Genomic DNA, 18,437 nt, shown 5'->3' with positions numbered 1-18,437 from the left:
GGAGCAAAATAGATGCTCGCATTTTTGATTCGAAGAATTTCACAATCCGTCGTGGTCCTGCTGGTCATGTCCGTGCTGGTCTTCGGCGGAGTATTCTGTATCGGGAACCCGGTGGATATCCTCATCGCTCCCGACGCCACCCCGGCGGAAAGGGACCGCGCCATCAAGGAACTCGGCCTCGATAAACCCTTGCCCGAACAGTACATGCGCTTCCTCAAGGACGCGGTACAGGGTGATCTGGGCAACTCCTTTGTCTACAACGAACCCGCGCTCAAGCTGATTATGCAGCGCATGCCCGCCACCATGGAGCTGGCCGTAACCGCTATGCTCATGGCTGTATTTTTCGGCATTCCACTGGGTATGGTCGCCGGGATCAAGTCGGACACGCTGCTTGGGCGAAGTATCATGCGGTTTTCCATACTGGGCTTCAGTCTGCCCACCTTCTGGGTCGGGCTGATGTTCATCATCATTTTCTCGGTCTATCTGGGCTGGCTGCCCTCCGGAGGACGCGGGGAAACCGTTGAGATACTCGGCGTTCCGGTCAGCTTCTTAAGCTGGGACGGCATCCGCCATCTGATCCTCCCGGCCATGAACCTCGCCCTGTTCAAGACATCGCTGGCCATCAGGCTCAGCCGGGCTGGGGTGCAGGAAAACCTGCAGATGGATTACGTAAAATTCGCCCGCGCCAAGGGCTTGACCAATACCCGCATCATCGGTCTGCACGTCATGAAAAATATCATGATCCCGGTAGTTACCGTACTGGGTATGGAGTTCGGCGGACTGATCGCATTCGCGGTTGTCACCGAGACAATCTTCTCATGGCCCGGCATGGGTAAGCTGGTTATCGATTCCATCGGCGTTCTCGACCGTCCGGTAATCGTGGCCTACCTGCTTATCACCGTAACCATGTTTATCATCATCAACTTAATAGTTGATATCATCTACTCCATTCTGGACCCACGAGTAAGACTTGGAGATCAGAATTAATGACACAAACACAAGAAATACTGCAGCCGGAAAAGGACGAATCCCTGCTCCTGCAATCGCTGAAAGAATACTTTGAGAGCAAAGTCGCCACCATCGGGCTGATCATCTTCAGCATCATGATCATCGTGGCACTGGCTTCCCCGTACATCTCCCCGCAGGACCCGTACGATCTGATGACCATCGACATCATGGATTCCAAGCTCGAACCGGGCGAAAAATCCATGGACGAATCCATCACCTACTGGCTGGGAACGGACAGTCAGGGCCGCGATATGCTCAGTGCCATCCTCTACGGGCTGCGTATCAGCCTCGGTGTCGGTGTGGTGAGTACCGTCATCGCGCTGGTCGTCGGCTCCATCATCGGTCTCTGGGCCTCCTTTATCGGCGGGCGCACGGACTCCTTCATCATGCGTGTGGTGGATTTACAGCTGAGTTTCCCGGCCATCCTGGTGGCCCTGATACTTCTGGCCATACTGGGCAAGGGGGTTGATAAGATCATCCTCTCGCTGGTCATTGTGCAGTGGGCCTACTATGCCCGCGCCATCCGCAGTAACGTGCTGGTGGAACGCCGCAAAGAATATGTGGAAGCGGCCAAATGTCTGGCCCTGCCCCGGAACAGGATCATGTTCGGACACGTACTGCCCAACTGTACCCCGGAACTGATCGTTATCTCCACCGTGAAAGTAGCCGGAGCCATCGCCCTTGAGGCCACCCTCTCCTTTCTCGGACTGGGTATGCCCATCACCCAGCCCTCGCTGGGTCTGCTCATTGCCAACGGCTTCAAATATCTGCAGTCCGGTTACTACTGGATCAGTTTTTATCCCGGTGTAGCCCTGCTCGTTCTCATCGTATCCATCAACCTTGTTGGTGACCGCTTACGTGATGTTCTGAACCCGAGGTTGAAAAAATGAGTGAAAATATTCTCAGCATACAGAATCTCAAGACCTACTTTTACACCCGTGCCGGGGTTGCCAAGGCCGTTGATGACATCAGTCTCGATATCGGCAAGGGCGAGATTGTCGGCATTGTGGGTGAATCCGGTTCCGGTAAATCCGTAACAGGTTTCTCGGTCATGGGCCTTGTTGATCCTCCGGGGGAAATCGCCGGGGGGTCGGTCAAATTCAAAGGACAGGAAATCATCGGCCAGTCCGAGGAAGAGTGGCGTAAATTCCGTGGCGCCAAGGTCTCCATGATCTTTCAGGATCCCATGATGACCCTGAACCCGGTGCTCCGCATCGACACCCAGATGATGGAAGCCATCACCGCCCACGAAAAGGTCTCCAAGGACGAAGCGCGCCGCCGTTCCATCGAGGCCCTTGCCATGGTCGGTATTCCCTCACCGGAAGAACGCATCAAGGCCTACCCGCACCAGTTCTCCGGCGGTATGCGCCAGCGTGTTGCCATCGCCATCGGCCTCTTGAACAAGCCGGACCTGATCATTGCCGACGAACCGACTACCGCGCTGGACGTGACCATCCAGAGCCAGATTCTTGCCGAGATGCAGGCCCTCTGCCGCAAGACCGGAATGGCCCTGATCTGGATCACCCACGACCTCACCGTTGTAGCCGGACTGGCCCACAAGGTAGCGGTAATGTACGCCGGACGGATTATCGAGCAGGGCAATGTTGAGGAAATCCTCGACCATCCCATGCATCCGTACACCCACGGGCTGATCGGGTCGGTTCCCAGCCGCAACAAGCGCGGCGAACCGCTGTTCCAGATTCCGGGCATGACCCCGTCGCTGATCAATATCCCCGAAGGATGCTCCTTCAGGATGCGCTGCCCCTACGCTAACGATCGATGTATGGTTGCCCCTGAACGGGCAAATATGGGAAATGGACGCATAGTTCGCTGCCATCATCCTTTATAGAAAAGATTTGCCTCCGGCGGCTTAAACCCTTTTGCAAAAGGGTTTAAGAATCCCAAAACCTTTTAGTAGGCTTTGCTGCTGGGGATAGAAGTCCAAAATAGATTTAAATAACGTTTTCCCACGTTGGGGTGTGCTTCATCGCACGCAAGTTTTAACTTACAACGCGGCGAAGCCCCGATAAAAGTTTTTGAAGAGTCCAGAGAATACTTTTTACAAAAAGTTTCTTTGGCCCCCGGAGGGAATCAAATATATGTCAGATAAAACTACACCATTTTTGAGTTGCAAAGACCTCAGCAAAGTCTTCGTTAAGAAGCTGGACTTTGCGGGTAAGATAGCACAAAAGCTTGGTTCAAACCTGCGCGAAGAGCGGGTTCAGGCCGTGGACAGCGTCAACCTCGACATCATGCCCGGTGAAGTGCTGGGACTGGTGGGCGAATCCGGCTGCGGTAAATCCACGCTGGGCCGCATGCTCTGCGAAATTCTCGATCCGTCAGGCGGGGATATTTTCTACAAGGGCCAAAACGTCGCGGACATGAGTTCCGATGAACACATGGACTACGCGCGCAATGTGCAGATGATCTTTCAGGACCCCTTTGCTTCGCTGAATCCGCGTAAAAGGGTCAACCAGATCATCGGTGAAGCACCACTCTACCACGGGCTGACCGACAAGGCCGGATTCAATAAATATCTGGCTGATGTCATGCTCCGCTGCGGACTGGACCCCAGCTACAAAAACCGCTACCCGCACCAGTTCTCCGGCGGTCAGCGCCAGAGAATCGGTATTGCGCGTGCCATGGCCATGCAACCGGAATGTTTGATCTGTGATGAATCAGTAGCCGCGCTGGACGTATCCATTCAGGCCCAGATTCTGAACCTGTTCATGACCCTGCGCAAAGAGCTGAACCTGACCTGTCTGTTCATCAGCCACGACCTCGGCGTGGTCGAGCACATCTCGGATCGCATCGCGGTAATGTATCTCGGTCGGGTGGTCGAAGTAGGAACCGTGGAGCAGCTGTTCAGCAAACCGTTCCACCCCTACACACAGGCCCTCTTGAACGAGGTTCCCAGACTGGACAAACGCGACGTGGACTTCGCCCCGCTCAAAGGCGAAATCCCCTCGCCCCTCGATCCGCCGCAGGGCTGCCACTTCCACCCCCGCTGCGCCCACGCCATGGATATCTGCCGTGAGAAGGCCCCGCAGGACAAGAAACTCGGCGAGAACCACCGCACCTGCTGCCATCTGGCAGATAAACGGGATGAGTGGATTAGTTTGTAGAGATTGTTCTGATAAGTATGAAATGAAGAGCTCCCCCGTAACTTTATGTTACGGGGGAGTCCTTGTTAAAAATATGAAAAAACTGACCAGCTAGCAATCCGCATTTTGCCCATGATCAATTCGATGCGCAATCCATGTCTTGATTACAGCCTGCCTGTTGATTCCAAGACGCTTGGCCTCGCGGTCAAGGGCTGCCACCATCCAGGCCGGGAAATCCACATTCACCTGTATTATTTCAGTATTTAAACGACTGACAGAATCAAGGTCCAAGAAGTCAAAAACGTCTTCTCCATCATCAAATTTTTTATCAAAATTTTCAGCTGTAATTTTCATAAAAACGTCCTCTCCTTCAATACTGACCTTGCTGAGTCTCTTTTATGCTCCGATTATAGAATAACCCTACTTAAACCCAACCTCAACAGGACTGACTATCTTCAGCACTGATTCCTGATCAAATTCTTCCTTGTAGGCTTTGGCGATTTCGTCCACGCGCGCTTCAGCATCCTTATCTTCAGATACGATCATGATCACCTTGCTTCTTTCGAAGTAGGTGAAACCGCCTTTGCCGCCCCAGAAGCCTTGGGCATCCAAGACAGTATAACCGTCGCTGAACTTGGGAGTTACCTGCTTACTCAGAAAATCCTGAAACCGTTCTGAACTGACTTGCTTTTTTCCATCCTGATAGGTCTGGCCCATGTAGAGTTCGTAGCGGTTCCACTTGCTCGTGGTACAGCCGGATAACCCAAAGGCCAACAACAGGACCACAACAGCCACAATCCGCGCAGAATTACGCATACTCAAAACTCCTCCAAGTCTACGACAATACTCCAACGCATACAGCACAAACCCCAACTAAAAGGTTTTGGGATTCTTAAACCCTTTTGCAAAAGGGTTTAAGGCCCCCGGCAGGGTCCCCGAAGGGCCTTAAATAAAAATTTCAGGTTCACGGCGCGCGCTGAAATTATCAGCCAGCCACTGGGAGACTTCCAGCAACCTAGGCACTTCCAGCTTACGGGCCTCGAAGGCACAGACTTTAACGCAGGCACAACAGAAAATACACTTATCCGGGTCGGTCTCAACCATGGCTCCAACGGAGATGGCTGCGGTGGGACAGACCCTTTCGCAAGCTCCGCAGAGCTGACAGTCGCCGTTGGAGACAGGCGAAGCGGAAGCCTTGGGCGAACGATCTTTGTAGGGACGGTTGCCGGGCACTTCGACGCTGGAAGTCGCAAGGGAACCGTCTGCGAATTTTGCGACAAGGGATTTACCGAACTCACGGGCCTTGACCAGATCATCTTCATCCGGGCGGCTGACCGCAATGGGAGTCTTCTCGGTGGAAAAAGAATGCTCGCCGATAAAAGCTGCTCCGGCAACAGTCTTGAATCCGGCTTCGGTGGCAATATCGCTGAGTTCAATCAGGGCATCCTCGTAAGCACGGTTACCGTAAACCACAACAGGAACCACAGGAGTGCCACAGGACTTCAAGGCTTTAAAACGCTCCACGGCGGCAAGCGGAATACGTCCGCTGTAGACCGGAGCACCGATTATCACCAGATCATCATCACAGTTCAGGTCTGCGGGCAGCTGATCCTCACGGGTCAGGTCGATTACTTCAAGCTGCCCGGCACCGACTCCTTCTGCTACGGCATCAAGGATGCGGCGGGTGGTCCGGGTGGGAGAAAAACAGATCATTTTCAATTTCTTGCAGGACATAAAAAACTCCATGTCATTATATAAGTAAGACATCCGCCAAGTGACTTTACTTTCTGCCCAAGTAAGTACAGGGGGAAAGGGGAAGTTGTAAACTGTTTTGCATAAGTGCGGCTTCCATCTGGCTTTTTTCAGCATAATAAAAAGGTTATGGAACTGAATTACCTTTTGTGCAATAAAACAGACATGACCGGAAGCAACGCAATATATCCCAGCATCAGTGCTGCCATCCTAGCAGGTGGCGAAGGCCGCCGCATGGGCAGGACCGATAAATCATGCATTGAAATTTCCGGTGAAAAACTGGTCAGCAGAATCATCCGCACCCTTGAAGGACTTTTTGCGGAAACCTTTGTCATCACCCGCAACCCGGAAAACCACCCGGACCTTGATGTTCGGCTGGTGAACGATATTTTCGAATCCCGCAGCTCTTTGACCGGAATCCACTCCGCCCTTTACCACACTGAAACAGAGCACGTATTCGTCACCGCCTGCGATTCCCCTTTCCTGAGCCGGGAACTGATAGCCGAACTGCTCAGCCGGGTTGAACCTGATGACGACGTGGTCATTCCCATCCACCCGGACGGATTCTATGAACCGCTTTGCGCTGTTTATTCCAAACGCTGCCTGCCTTTTATAGAACAAAACCTGAAGCAGAACATATTCCAGATCATCCGCTTCCTCCCGGAAGTGAAAGTCCGCACCGTGGATACGGATATGCTGAAAAACACGGACCAAAAGCTGGACACATTCATCAATATAAACACCCCGGACCAGTTAAGCCGCATTCGCAAAAAACTTAGCGGCGAAGAAGCCGGACAGGATGAATTTCCGCGCTCCATCCCGCGCAGCGCGGCCCTGAAGCTCATTCGCAAAAGTTTGCGCCCGGCACAGGCCAGGTACGTCCCGGTTACGGACTGCTCCGGGCTGGCAGCCGCCGAAACCGTGTGTTCAGGAATTTCCCTGCCGGAACACGACCGCTCGGCCATGGACGGATACGCAGTCGCCAGCAGCTGTACAACAGAAGCATCTGCTGAAAATCCGGCTGTGCTCGCCTTTTCCGGAGAAGTACGCCCATCATGCCCGCTGCCGGATAAAAACAGCTCAGGACAGGCTGTACGGGTGCTCACCGGGGGGATTATCCCGCAAGGCACAGACGCGGTCATCCCTTTTGAAAAAGTTGCGGCTGACGAATGCACCATCAGCATCAGTTCACCGGTCAGCGAAGGCGAGTTCATCCGCAGAACCGGGTCAGATATTTTAAAGGGCGAAACCATCATAAAAAAAGGAAAAGTCATTTCGCCCTGCAACGCCGCCCTGCTCGCTTACGCCGGGATTTGCTCTGTTCCCGTCAACCCGCTGCCGAAAGTGGCTGTGCTGGCAGTTGGCAACGAGCTCTGCGATCCGGCAAAAAAGACTGAATGCGGATTGATTCCGGCGGACAACCTCATTCTTATGAAATCCCTGTGCAACCGTTACGGGGTTCATGATGTGCGCATTTCGCCCTGCGCCAACTCCCCGGAAGCCATTTCCGCAGCAATGCAGGCCAACGGTGACTGCGGACTAATCGTCACCACCGGGGGCACAGGGCCCGGTAACCGCGATTTTGTTTTCGACTCCATTAAGCAGGCCGGAGGAAGACCTATCTTCAAAGGACTGGCCATGCACCCGGCAAAATCAATCTTCGGGTGCAAGCTGGGCAACTCCATTGTTATCGGACTGCCCGGACCGCCCGTGGCAGTGAACCTCGCCTTTCACACCATCATCAATCCGCTGCTTTCCATGCTGCAGGGCAAGGCGGAAATTTCCACCACCATCCCGGCAATTCTTACCGACGAACTCAAAGGCGGACGCGACCGGGAAAAGCTGCGCCCCTGCCTGATCATTGAAAAAAAAGGAAAAATTTTCGTTGACCCGCTGCTGGATAAATCCCTTTCAGCCCGCAAGGTTATGAGCCTTTGCAACGGGATCATCATCCTCCCGGCTGACTGCGGAAAACTCCCAGTGCAAAGCATTGTTCAGGTGCTCAGGTTTTAACTGATTATTTCAGGCATAATTACTGCATAGATTCGGCTCAGGAAAAACTTTCCTTAAAATAATGGAGCCGAAAATGATCAATTCCGTCCAATCCGCATACGCAACCCAGTCCGCCAGCGAAGTCCAGCAGTCCCGCGCAGGAACTCAGACAACCCAGCAAGAGCAGCAGTCAGGGGACAAGATAACACTTTCCGATTCCGCAAAGAAACTTGCTTCCATAGGCAGTTTTTTCTCAGACATGAATATTCCGTACACACCGGGCCAATCAATTTCTCTGGATGACCTCAAGACAGGTCTGGAAACAAGCACCAAAAAATTTCAGGATGATGTGAATGTCCTCTTTCTACAGAACGACATCAGCACCGACCCTCCTGTAGAACTGACCACCGACAGTTCCGGCAACGTGCGGGTAAAGGGGGATCATCCGCAGAAAGAAAAGATTGAGCAGCTTTTTCAGGATAACCCGGACCTTGCCAATGACTTCCGGGGCATAAGCGGCTTAAGCAGTCTGGTTGAAGCAGGTAAAGAATACCTCGAATTCGCCAAGGCATACGAGAAAAATCCATATGAAGCCGTAGCCAAGTACGGACACATTTTCAACGGCATGGATGTTGAAGAATTCAGCATGATTATCGGAGAAAACAAATCAGAGCAGGCCTAGCTGCCGTACAAAAGGAAGCAGTGTGACAAAACCTTAACCTAAACAGAACAAATATCCCTTTCCCAACTCTTCATGATGTTGTACCTTGAAATCATGAAGAAAAATAGCACAGGGCATCCCTGCTTACATCAGAACATCACGAATTTATTTTCATAGCCAAGGCGACCTGAATGCGGGTCGCCTTTTCTCTTTTGGATAACCGTAGAAGAGGAGGATTTATGGGTCAGAAGAACTTCGTTTTGGACACCAACGTACTTATTGAAAATCCCAAATGCATCGCCGCTCTGCGCAACGGGGTGGAAAACAAAGTCCACATTCCCTACACAGTCATAACCGAACTGGATAAACTCAAGCGAGATCCGCGTATCGGACACATTGTCTCTCAGGCGGTCCGTTCTATTCTCAAGGATGATAAAATACACATCCTTTCCCCGGAGTTCGCCGAAAAGCTGGGCGATATCAGCCCGGATGACCGCATACTCAAGGAAGCCCTCAACGCATCCATTGAAAAACCCATACTGGTCACCAACGACCGCATTCTCCAGATCAAGGCCGGAATTTACAACCTTACCTGCGAAGAATACAAAGATTCCGACCCCTTCCGTTCTGATTCGCAAATGTACACCGGATTTGTGGACGAGGGACAGACACCCTACGTGAACAGTTTCCGCTGGGAGAGCGGCAGTCCGGTTTTTTATGGCGACAAAGAAACCAAAACAATTTCCTACACCCACGAAGTCTGGGGCGTAAAACCGCGCAACATCTACCAGAACCTCGCCCTTGAGCTGATGCTCAATCAGGACATCAACCTTGTATCCATCCAGTCCGAAGCCGGATACGGTAAGACCTTTCTGGCTCTGGCTTCCGCACTTTATCTGGCCCTTGAAAAAAAGGACAATCCTTTTGAAAAGGTCTATCTGGTCAAACCCATCTGGGAGATCGGAGCAAAAATGGGATTCCTGCCCGGAAGCGTGGAAGAAAAAATGCAACCCTACGTGCGCTACGTACGCGACCTGACCGTAAAACTGCACGAACAGCGTCCGGCCAACCGCATTTTCATGGATACTGATTCCGATAAATTCCGCTTCAACCAGAAGAAATTCGAGATCCTGCCCATTGCCTACATCCGGGGCATGAACCTTGAGAACTGCGTGGTCATCATCGATGAAATGCAGAACATGTCCCGCTCCGAGGTACGCTCGCTCTTAACCCGCATGGGCGAAGGCGTAAAATGCATCTGCCTCGGCGATACCCGGCAGGTGGACAACCCCTACCTCAACGAAAGCAACAACGGCCTCAACTGGGTGGTCAAAAAGCTACGCAACAACAAAGAATACGCCCACATGGTGCTCAAAGGCGAACGCTCCCGCGGACCTATTACCGATATGGTCTTGAAGACAGGATTGTGATGCGCTACGCGCTTTTGTCGATCTGATTTCGCCTCCGGCGGCCAAAGGGGATAATCCCCTTTGGAATCCTTAATAAAAAAACGGCAGTCCTTACGGGCTGCCGTTTTGATTTATTTATTTGAAATATTGATTATTTCTGAAAGATTCTCAACAAGAGCTCATCCAAGTCTTCGCCGTTATCGATGGCGGAGGAGATTTCAGACTCGAGAATCTTGGCACCCTTGCGTACTTCGGAGACCGTGCAATCCATGTTCAGAGCCACTACATCTGCGGGGATGCCGTAGCGGTAGCAGAGGTAATACAGGGCCCGGCGGGCGAGCACAGCGTGCTCATTTTCCTGCATCATAAGCTCACGGAAAGTCACCCCGAAAGCTTCAAGCACGGCATCGAGAATGGAATCAAAGGTCTGAACTTCCAGCTTCTGGACGGTTTCTGCTGCTTCCGCCTCAGCACACTCTTCGCAAAAATCAACAGGTCTTGCGCTGCGCACTATGCCGGTCAACCTGTTGATACTGTCCAGAATGTCGTTCACGGCATAATAGGCGGTCACATCAGTCATAAATTCCCGAGGCTGGTCCTCTTTGCCGCTTTCCAAATCAATGGTAACCCCGACCTTGACCTCAAGCACTTCCTGCGCCGCATCCTTGATGCGATCCAGCAGATGCTCCTGCACCCAGTTCATGACGAACTCGTTGGGCGCGGTAAGCTGCACAATCCCGTCTTCATAACGCGCTGACAAAGGTTCCACCCAGACCCTGACCAGCACGGGATTTATGCGCACAAGAAGCTTCTTCTTAATGGAGTTCCATACGTTGGAATTCATTTCCTACCTCTGCAATTAGGGCCTGTGATAAAAACAGACCGTCAAAAGACATATCCAAACCGGTTGCAATGAATATCCCCAAACCCGAAAAAGAGCAAACAGCACGAAGCTGTCACTCTTTTTCGAATTTTTGAAACGCTAAAGATCAAAAAAGCAGGAACGAAACGTATATTGATACGTGATTTTCCGGCTTTTTTGCAGCGAAAAAGCAGCTGATGCTTTTAGGCCGCCTGACTAAGGAGTCAGTCTGTCGATAGTGTCCTGCAACTGCCTTCCGAGAGGAGTCTGCAGGGAAATTTCGCGTTCTATATTGGTGATACCTTTGATTACTGTGGAATGTCTGCGGCCCAGTCTGGTTCCGATATCCTTGAGGGAAAGTTCGGTATGTTTGCGGGCGAGGAAGAAAGCGGTGTTTCTGGCCAGTACGATCTGACGTTTACGGCTTTTCGAACGCAGTTGTTCAGGTGTAAGCTCGTAGGAACTGCAGATGTGATCCACGATGGAATCATAGCTGGGCGCGGCCTTGGCAATGGAATAGTTTTCCAATACCTGCCAGGCCAGTTCCTGCGAAACATCACGGTTTAAAAGTCTTGCCTTGAGCACGAGGTTCTGCAGGCAGCTTTCCAGCTGTCTTACATCGGTGGTAATACGGTCCGCCAGCAGCTCGGAAATGGAATCCGGAACATGAGTTCCCAGACGCATGGCCTTGCTTTCAACGATTTTCTTTCTGGTCTCGAAATCCGGGGTGGAAATAAGAGCCAGCAGCCCCGAACTGAAACGGGAAACAAGCTGCTGATCAACTTTGTCCAGCTCGCGGGGCAGGAAAGAACTGGTCATGACCACTTTGGAACCGCGTAGCTGCAGGCTCTTCAGGGTTTCCAGAATTTCATCCTGCATCTTCTGCTTGCCTTGGAAGAAATGGATATCTTCCAGCAGCAGGCAGTCCACATTGTCCCTGAATTCAGACTTGAAACGGGAAATTTCACCCGCTTTCAGGGCCAGAACCATTCTGTTCGCAAACTCTTCCGCTGTAAGACAGGCAATGGAAATGTGCTTCTTGTTACTGGAAGCACATAGATTCTTGCCGATGGAATGCAGCAGATGGGTTTTTCCCAGACCGGGTGCGGAGCTCATGAAGAGCTGATCACCGGGCAGGGAGTTGTCGCAGAGACTTCTGGATGCAGCACAGGCAAGTCTGTTGGACTCGCCGATCACGAAATCATCGAAAGAAAAACGCCAACGGGGAATACGGGTATTAACCACGGCTGAAGACATCATGGGCAGCCCCATGCTTGTCTGAACCGGACGTGCTACAGCAGGCTTGGCCGGAGCGGCCTTTGCTGCGGGCTTTTCTACGGACTTCCGCACCCCAATCTCCACCTTGGGGCTGGTGCCGAGAACCTGCTCGCCTGCTTCTTTGATATTTTCCATGAGACGGTCTCTGACCCATGCGGCCACGAAATCGTTAGGAGCATACAATTTAATACTATTGCTGCTCACTTCCGCTTTCAGGGGCTTGATCCATACTTTGTACAGACCGGGGTTCAGGCCCTTCTCAAGAAATTTTAAAATTTTATTCCAGCTGTCTCTCATCATGAGGGGTTACCTAAGTCAGATTGAAGGAGAGTATCAACTCTTGATAAGGCTACGGACACGCAATGTTTTCCCATTTGTTTTCTACAGCCTAACACATTGTATTATATAAACTTTCCCCTTACCCGCGAGAATCTGGTTCAGAGACAGAAAAGCGTGGCGAGCACTGGGAAATCAAGCTTAAGCCACATCACAACACTTTTTATCAACAGCTGTGGAAAACTTTTTCCACAGCTATTTTATAAGAAATCTTCAAATTCCATAAAATTTCCTCATTTCTCTCATTGTCACATTTTTTCTTACTCATTATTTCAATAAGTAACTTTTTAACTCACCTGTGACATTTGAAACATAACCAACTGATTTAGCGTTATTTTTTCAAAATAATCAAAAAAACATAATTTATTTATAAATTTTCACTCACCATAAATATGCCTGAGAAGCCTGTAAAATAAAGGGCTGAGCCAATTGTCACTTTAGAACAAAAGATAAACACTTGAATAAACTAACATTTACAACACTTGACACTCCGCAGACCCTATAAACAAAGGATTTCTACTTAAAATTTTTACCAACAGCAGTAACAAAACCCCTCTGCGATTGATCGAATAATCAATCAGAGGACCTCTATTCCGGGTATGGCAAATAAAATTACTGCTAAAATAAGCAGATACAAGGCAAAAACCAAGTTAATTGTGAAAAGAAGAACTATTAAATTCTGATCAAAATAACAATTATGCCCGTTAATTTTACCTTAACCATAAAGACTGAAGGAGCCTGAATGCAACCGAAACGGGCTGGATACTGCCAATTTCAGACTTATTCCCGATTTCAGCCAATTTTAGACGATTTCAGACGGATTTAGCCCCAAAAAAAAGCCCGTCCTAAAAAAAGGACGGGCCCGGAGCTGTTTCACTGAAGAAAACTTAAGAAATAATCGCGTAAAAAAAATTTCGCGTAACTATTATATAATGTAGCTGCCTGATCTACTTTCCGGTCAGCTCTTTCAAGGTAGGGTAGCGTCCGCAAGCGAACCTCTCCGCTTCCGGGCAATAACCGAGCTGTTCACAGCTGGCCCCGCCGTGGCGGAAAATAGCCGGAAACTCGTCTTTGCATATTTTGAGCATCTTATCAGCCATCTTGCGGACTTCCCATTGCGCACGCTGGCAACAGCGCAGATTGAAAAAATGCATCAGCGAACGACAGTTCATGGTGATGACAATCTTGGTCTCAGCGGCCTGAGGGAGCACAAAACGAGCATCCTCGTTGGCTTTATCCTCGCGCCCGGCATTAACCAGAATTTCGCGCAGGTCTTTATAGGCACTGCCCACCTCATCCATAAACTTCTCGAACCGTTCCCGCGCTTCGGGAATTTTAGCAATAGCCGGAGGAATGATGTAATCCATGTCACTTTCAGTCACATAACGCTGGCTCTGCTGGGAGTATGAAGCAATGCGGTGACGCACTATCTGGTGGGAGCAGGCCCGGGAAATGCCTTCGATAGCGAAGGTGAAACTGACATGCTCAATGGGGCTGTCATGACCGGACTCAAGAACCTTGGAAACAAAATCGGCCTGCTTTTCCTTTGCAATCTCCCCTTCCAACAGCCGGGGCCACATATCGGCTACAAATCCGGCATGATAACACTGGCGGAATGAAGCATAAAGCAGCTCAAGGGCATTGGGGGTCATGGACAGAAGTTCCACTCGTAAATCTTTCTCAGGCATATGCGCTCCTTAAATTTATGCACCCTACATAAAGTAATTCATACCGGGGCGCAACTTCATATAAAGAGTGCCGCTTAATTGCAAGCCCGGCCCTGAAGCAGACAAAAATTCGCCTGAATGTCACCTGAAACCCCATTTTTTCCCTTGCCAGCCGTTCTAATATACCCTAACTAACGTCTCCTTATCTCTACTTTAACCAGCCGCTGAGAATTTGCCCCTGTTTTTAGACTGCACCCACCGTGCAGGGGACTTTTTTTGGCAAATCTCCGGCGCCGGAGGAATCCGTGACAAATCGCATCCAAAACGAAAAGATTAGAAATATAGCCATCATAGCACACGTTGACCATGGCAAGACCACTCTGGTTGACGGTATGTTCAAGCAGAGCGGCCTGTTCCGCGAAGGACAGGAAGTCGATGACCGCCTCATGGACAGCATGGACCTTGAACGTGAACGCGGCATCACCATCGCGGCCAAAAACTGCGCTGTGGACTGGAAAGGCGTAAAAATCAACATCATCGACACCCCCGGTCACGCCGACTTCGGAGGTGAGGTTGAGCGTTCCCTGTCCATGGCCGACGGAGCCATCCTGCTGGTTGACGCTTCTGAAGGCCCCCTGCCCCAGACCCGTTTCGTACTCAAAAAGGCCCTTGAAGCAGGACTCAAAATCATCGTTGTCATCAACAAAATCGACCGTGGCGATGCCCGCCCGGACGAGGTTCTCGACGAAGTATACGACCTCTTCATCGATCTCGACGCCAACGAAGAGCAGCTCGAATTCCCCCTGCTCTACGCCATCGGCCGTGACGGTATCGCACAGGAAACCCTTGAAGAAAAAGGTGAAAACCTGCACCCGCTCATGGACCTCGTTCTGGAACAGGTCCCCGGTCCTTCTTACGATGAAAGCGAACCTTTCCAGATGCTGGTATCCGACCTCGGATACTCCGATTACCTCGGACGTCTGGCCATCGGTAAAGTCATTCACGGCTCTGCCAAGCAGAACGAACCGCTGCTCTGCATCAATGAAAAAGAAGAACATGTTTCCCTGCGTCTGACCAAAATCCAGACCTACGACGGACTTTCTTTTGCTGAAACAAAATCAGCTGAACCTGGTGATATCGTTGTTGTTTCCGGCATTGAAGAGATCACCATCGGCGATACCATCTGCACCAAGGAATCTCCCAAGGCTCTGCCGCGCATCACTGTTGACGAGCCTACCGTTTCCATGCGCTTCACCATCAACACCTCACCCATGGCCGGTCTTGAAGGCAAGCTGGTCCAGTCTTCCAGAATCCGTGAAAGACTGCATAAGGAAACCCTGCTCAACGTGGCAGTAAAAGTTGAGGAAAGCGACGAGAAGGACAGCTTCATCGTCAAAGGCCGCGGTGAATTCCAGCTGGCTATCCTTATTGAGACCATGCGCCGTGAAGGTTTTGAACTTTCCGTGGGCCGTCCTGAAGTTATTTACAAAAACGAGGGCGGACAGAAGCTTGAGCCCATGGAACAGGTCTTTATCGACTGCGAAGAAGATTTCCTCGGCGTGGTGACTGAAAAACTTTCCACCCGCAAGGGCAAGATGACCAACCTGGTCAATAACGGCAAAGGCCGAGTGCGCATGGAATTTTCCGCACCCGCCCGCGCCCTTATCGGCTACCGTGACGAGTTCCTGACAGACACCAAAGGTACCGGCATCATGAACTCCCTTTTCGCAGGTTATGAACCGTACCGTGGAGATTTCCCCTCCCGTTACACCGGTTCCCTCGTGTCTGACCGTGCGGGTAAGGGCGTACCCTACGCCATCTTCAACCTTGAGCCGCGCGGTGAAATGTTCATCGAAGCAGGCGATCCGGTTTATGAAGGCATGATCGTGGGTGAGCACAACCGGGATAATGATATCAACATCAACCCCACCAAAGAGAAAAAGCTAACCAACATGCGTGCTTCCGGTAAGGATGAGGCTGTAATCCTGACCCCCATCCGCCCCATGACCCTTGAACGGGCCATGCACTTCATCCGCGATGACGAACTCATCGAGGTCACCCCGGAATCCATCCGTCTGCGCAAAGCCGAGCTTTCCGCAACCAAACGCCACATGAACCGTGGTAAGCAGCTTAAAGCCACAGGCAAGAAATAAGCTGCCCGCAATATAAAATGAATTGAGCCGGGAGGAGTCGCTGCAACGACTCTTCCCGGCTTTTCCCTTTTCTGGCGTCAACTTCCCTTTGACGTCATAACCAATACCTTTCAGCTAAACTAAACCCTGCGAAAATATCTCCGAAACCGGGCCGCGCGGCAGCTGGATGGTGAATTTTGTACCCCTGCCCGGCTCGGAATCGATCCTGATTGTTCCGCCGTGATTACGGGTGATTATAAAGTAAGCCACGGACAATCCCAGTCCAGCGCCCCCTTTTGCTCGGGTACTGAAAAATGGTTCAAATGCCTTCTTGCGGGTATAGCTGTCCATACCCGGCCCGTTATCCTCCACCTCGATGGTCAGGTAGGCATTGTTGCTGAAGGACCTGATCGAGATTTCCGGGTATTTACCGTCACAACCGGCATCAATCACGGACTGGGCCGAGTTGCGCACCAGATTGAGCAGTACCTGTTCCAGTTCACTGGAAAAACAGAGCACGTGGGGCAGGTTGTCCTGAAAATCCTTAACAAAGCTGATCTTACGAAAATCGCACCCCTCTTCACGGCAGAGGTCACTGTCAGCGATTTCAATGACCCGCTCCACAATATCAGGTACTGAGCAGAAATCTTTTTCGTCCCCTGATTTGCGACTGAAGTTGAGCATATTTACAATAACTTTTGCCGCCCGAGCCCCGGCTTCCTTGATATCCTCCACCATGGTCAGAATTTTACGTTCATGGAGATATCTGCGCACAGACTCGAGCGATATCCCGATATTTTCAGCCACTTCCAGATTTCCGGGAAGTTCCGTAGACAGCCTGCGCTCGATGTTCTGGGCCGACTGGGTGATGATGCCCAGCGGATTGTTGATCTCGTGGGCCATACCTGCGGAAAGACTGGCTACAGTGGTCATCTTCTCGGTCTGGATCATCAATTCCTGAACCTTCATCTTGTGCGAATAATCGCGCAGCACGCCGACCATGCGCACCGGAATACCCTGATCGTTTTTCAGGAAACTGCCCTCATCCTCAACATAGAGATAACTGCCGTTTTTACGCCTGAACCTGTATACCGAGACAAAGGGACGCACTTCGCGGATACAATCCTCCAGCTCCCGAAGCACTTCTTCGCGGTCATCAATATGAATCCGTTCCTCCCAGCCCTCAAGGTTCACAGACTGGAATTCATGCTCCTCATGCCCGGTAATCTCCAGCACCGCCCCGGACCAGACCACCTTACCGCTATCAATATCATAGTCATAAACCAGCTGCCCGGTCTTTTCAGCCATAAGCCGATAACGCTCTTCGCTCTGATGCAGGGCCTGTTCCGCCAGCATGAGCGGGGTGACGTCGGTAATAAACCCTTCAAGGGCACTGGTTCCGTCTTCGCCACGAGTGTCCACGCCTTTTTCCCAGACCCACTTTTCATCGCCCGAAGCGGTCCTGATCTTGTAGATCATTTCAAAAGATTCGCGGTCCTGCACGGCTTCCTGCACACACTCCCATACATGGGCCTGATATTGAGGCAGAATAAGGTCGGAATAGGAAATTTCACGGTTGTTCAGCAGAGAATCAGGACTGTACCCGGTCAACTCAAGGCAGCCTTCACTGACGAAATCCATGGACCAGTCCACATCATTGCGACAGCGGTAGGCCATGCCGGGCAGGTTGCCCAGCAGGGTGGATAAAATTTTCTCTTTCTCACGGAGCAATCCCATTGCTGAAGAACCTGACTCAGCACTACGGGCACTGATTTGACCTTTAAGGATAATCAGCCCGGAATCATCATGAAATATGCCCTTCCAAAAAATTACCCCGGCAGCGGTAATTGATTCAAAACTTCCTGCGGGCAGGGGGTCCATTTCCATTACTTTATCCACATACGCGCCCAGCCCCTCAAGCAGCGGACCGCTTGACTGCAACCCCAGATATTCCCCGGCAGTAAGCTGTCCGGCGAGGCTTGCTGCTTTTTCACCGCCCACAAAAACAACTCGCTTGTTTTCATCAAGCCCTACAACTACGCCGGGATAATCCTGAGCCAGAAACTCAACACCCTGCATGATATATCCTTCTAAAACCGCCACGCTTGAAGTACCCTCCAAAGCAATAAATCGGGAAACATGGTTTTACTATATCACACCCGGCACATAAAAACAGACAAATTTTAATTATTCAGAACCGGCACAACCAACCCTCAAACATTGCCATTCAAGGATT

15 protein-coding genes are annotated in these 18,437 nt (G+C 51.1%); 8 read left to right on the top strand and 7 right to left on the bottom strand.

Going from position 1 to position 18,437, the window contains the following annotated elements; all coding sequences use genetic code 11:
• Positions 1-12 precede the first annotated feature (12 nt).
• The 4 genes from FMR86_RS14290 (at position 13) to FMR86_RS14275 (ending at position 4,133) form a co-directional block, all read left to right on the top strand.
• Entirely contained in the window at positions 13-987 is a 975-nt protein-coding gene (locus tag FMR86_RS14290; protein ID WP_163352082.1) for an ABC transporter permease, read from the top strand.
• Positions 987-1,898, top strand: a complete 912-nt coding sequence (locus FMR86_RS14285) for an ABC transporter permease (RefSeq protein WP_163352081.1) — start codon at positions 987-989, stop codon at positions 1,896-1,898. Before FMR86_RS14290 ends, FMR86_RS14285 begins: the two co-directional genes overlap by 1 nt.
• Positions 1,895-2,857, top strand: coding sequence for an ABC transporter ATP-binding protein (locus tag FMR86_RS14280; RefSeq protein ID WP_163352080.1), 963 nt, complete (start codon positions 1,895-1,897; stop codon positions 2,855-2,857). Before FMR86_RS14285 ends, FMR86_RS14280 begins: the two co-directional genes overlap by 4 nt.
• A 250-nt stretch (positions 2,858-3,107) precedes the next feature.
• Positions 3,108-4,133: an ABC transporter ATP-binding protein gene (locus FMR86_RS14275; protein WP_163352079.1), complete on the top strand. Its 1,026-nt coding sequence runs from the start codon at positions 3,108-3,110 to the stop codon at positions 4,131-4,133.
• 90 nt (positions 4,134-4,223) lie between these two features.
• Here the strand turns inward: FMR86_RS14275 and brnA are convergent, their stop codons facing one another.
• The 3 genes from brnA to FMR86_RS14260 form a co-directional block, all read right to left on the bottom strand.
• Entirely contained in the window at positions 4,224-4,466 is a 243-nt protein-coding gene (brnA, locus tag FMR86_RS14270; RefSeq protein WP_203544901.1) for a type II toxin-antitoxin system BrnA family antitoxin, read from the bottom strand.
• A 66-nt stretch (positions 4,467-4,532) separates the two neighbouring features.
• Entirely contained in the window at positions 4,533-4,928 is a 396-nt protein-coding gene (locus FMR86_RS14265; RefSeq protein ID WP_163352078.1) for a DUF3574 domain-containing protein, read from the bottom strand.
• A 129-nt stretch (positions 4,929-5,057) separates the two neighbouring features.
• Positions 5,058-5,846, bottom strand: a complete 789-nt coding sequence (locus tag FMR86_RS14260) for a 4Fe-4S binding protein (RefSeq protein WP_163352077.1) — start codon at positions 5,844-5,846, stop codon at positions 5,058-5,060.
• A 147-nt stretch (positions 5,847-5,993) separates the two neighbouring features.
• On the opposite strand from FMR86_RS14260, the gene FMR86_RS14255 reads away from it, so the two are divergent.
• From FMR86_RS14255 to FMR86_RS14245, 3 genes are all read left to right on the top strand, one after another.
• Positions 5,994-7,877, top strand: a complete 1,884-nt coding sequence (locus tag FMR86_RS14255) for an NTP transferase domain-containing protein (RefSeq protein ID WP_163352076.1) — start codon at positions 5,994-5,996, stop codon at positions 7,875-7,877.
• Positions 7,878-7,950: 73 nt separating this feature from the next.
• Positions 7,951-8,538, top strand: a complete 588-nt coding sequence (locus tag FMR86_RS14250; protein WP_163352075.1) for a hypothetical protein — start codon at positions 7,951-7,953, stop codon at positions 8,536-8,538.
• Between the two features lie 218 nt (positions 8,539-8,756).
• A complete protein-coding gene (locus tag FMR86_RS14245; RefSeq protein ID WP_163352074.1) occupies positions 8,757-9,947 on the top strand; it encodes a PhoH family protein in 1,191 nt (396 codons plus the stop codon).
• Positions 9,948-10,077: 130 nt separating this feature from the next.
• Here the strand turns inward: FMR86_RS14245 and FMR86_RS14240 are convergent, their stop codons facing one another.
• The 3 genes from FMR86_RS14240 to thyX all read right to left on the bottom strand — a co-directional run bounded on the left by FMR86_RS14240 (position 10,078) and on the right by thyX (position 14,090).
• A complete protein-coding gene (locus tag FMR86_RS14240) occupies positions 10,078-10,770 on the bottom strand; it encodes a DnaA N-terminal domain-containing protein (RefSeq protein ID WP_163352073.1) in 693 nt (230 codons plus the stop codon).
• A gap of 234 nt (positions 10,771-11,004) precedes the next feature.
• Positions 11,005-12,366, bottom strand: a complete 1,362-nt coding sequence (gene dnaA / locus FMR86_RS14235) for a chromosomal replication initiator protein DnaA (protein WP_163352072.1) — start codon at positions 12,364-12,366, stop codon at positions 11,005-11,007.
• Between the two features lie 983 nt (positions 12,367-13,349).
• The gene (gene thyX, locus FMR86_RS14230) at positions 13,350-14,090 is read right to left on the bottom strand and encodes an FAD-dependent thymidylate synthase (protein WP_163352071.1); all 741 of its coding nucleotides are present in this window, start codon (positions 14,088-14,090) and stop codon (positions 13,350-13,352) included.
• A 284-nt stretch (positions 14,091-14,374) separates the two neighbouring features.
• Between thyX and typA the strand changes: the two genes are divergently transcribed.
• Positions 14,375-16,222 carry a translational GTPase TypA gene (gene typA, locus FMR86_RS14225; RefSeq protein ID WP_163352070.1) on the top strand — a complete coding sequence of 616 codons (1,848 nt, stop codon included), beginning with the start codon at positions 14,375-14,377 and terminating at the stop codon, positions 16,220-16,222.
• 114 nt (positions 16,223-16,336) lie between these two features.
• On the opposite strand, the gene FMR86_RS14220 is transcribed toward typA, so the two are convergent.
• Positions 16,337-18,304: a PAS domain-containing protein gene (locus FMR86_RS14220; protein WP_373682484.1), complete on the bottom strand. Its 1,968-nt coding sequence runs from the start codon at positions 18,302-18,304 to the stop codon at positions 16,337-16,339.
• Between the last annotated feature and the right edge of the window lie 133 nt (positions 18,305-18,437).

The sequence above is a fragment of the Desulfovibrio sp. JC010 genome, from assembly GCF_010470675.1.
Lineage (GTDB): Bacteria > Desulfobacterota > Desulfovibrionia > Desulfovibrionales > Desulfovibrionaceae > Maridesulfovibrio.
Note: the sequence above shows the minus strand (reverse complement) of the source record. Positions and strands in the feature narration are given on the sequence as shown.

Excerpts from the sequence above, each read along its gene's own strand:
- FMR86_RS14290 (WP_163352082.1), top strand. The coding sequence starts at position 13 with ATGCTCGCATTTTTGATTCGAAGAATTTCACAATCCGTCGTGGTCCTG.
- FMR86_RS14285 (WP_163352081.1), top strand. The coding sequence starts at position 987 with ATGACACAAACACAAGAAATACTGCAGCCGGAAAAGGACGAATCCCTG.
- FMR86_RS14280 (WP_163352080.1), top strand. The coding sequence starts at position 1,895 with ATGAGTGAAAATATTCTCAGCATACAGAATCTCAAGACCTACTTTTAC.
- FMR86_RS14275 (WP_163352079.1), top strand. The coding sequence starts at position 3,108 with ATGTCAGATAAAACTACACCATTTTTGAGTTGCAAAGACCTCAGCAAA.
- brnA (WP_203544901.1), bottom strand. The coding sequence starts at position 4,466 with ATGAAAATTACAGCTGAAAATTTTGATAAAAAATTTGATGATGGAGAA.
- FMR86_RS14265 (WP_163352078.1), bottom strand. The coding sequence starts at position 4,928 with ATGCGTAATTCTGCGCGGATTGTGGCTGTTGTGGTCCTGTTGTTGGCC.
- FMR86_RS14260 (WP_163352077.1), bottom strand. The coding sequence starts at position 5,846 with ATGTCCTGCAAGAAATTGAAAATGATCTGTTTTTCTCCCACCCGGACC.
- FMR86_RS14255 (WP_163352076.1), top strand. The coding sequence starts at position 5,994 with ATGGAACTGAATTACCTTTTGTGCAATAAAACAGACATGACCGGAAGC.
- FMR86_RS14250 (WP_163352075.1), top strand. The coding sequence starts at position 7,951 with ATGATCAATTCCGTCCAATCCGCATACGCAACCCAGTCCGCCAGCGAA.
- FMR86_RS14245 (WP_163352074.1), top strand. The coding sequence starts at position 8,757 with ATGGGTCAGAAGAACTTCGTTTTGGACACCAACGTACTTATTGAAAAT.
- FMR86_RS14240 (WP_163352073.1), bottom strand. The coding sequence starts at position 10,770 with ATGAATTCCAACGTATGGAACTCCATTAAGAAGAAGCTTCTTGTGCGC.
- dnaA (WP_163352072.1), bottom strand. The coding sequence starts at position 12,366 with ATGATGAGAGACAGCTGGAATAAAATTTTAAAATTTCTTGAGAAGGGC.
- thyX (WP_163352071.1), bottom strand. The coding sequence starts at position 14,090 with ATGCCTGAGAAAGATTTACGAGTGGAACTTCTGTCCATGACCCCCAAT.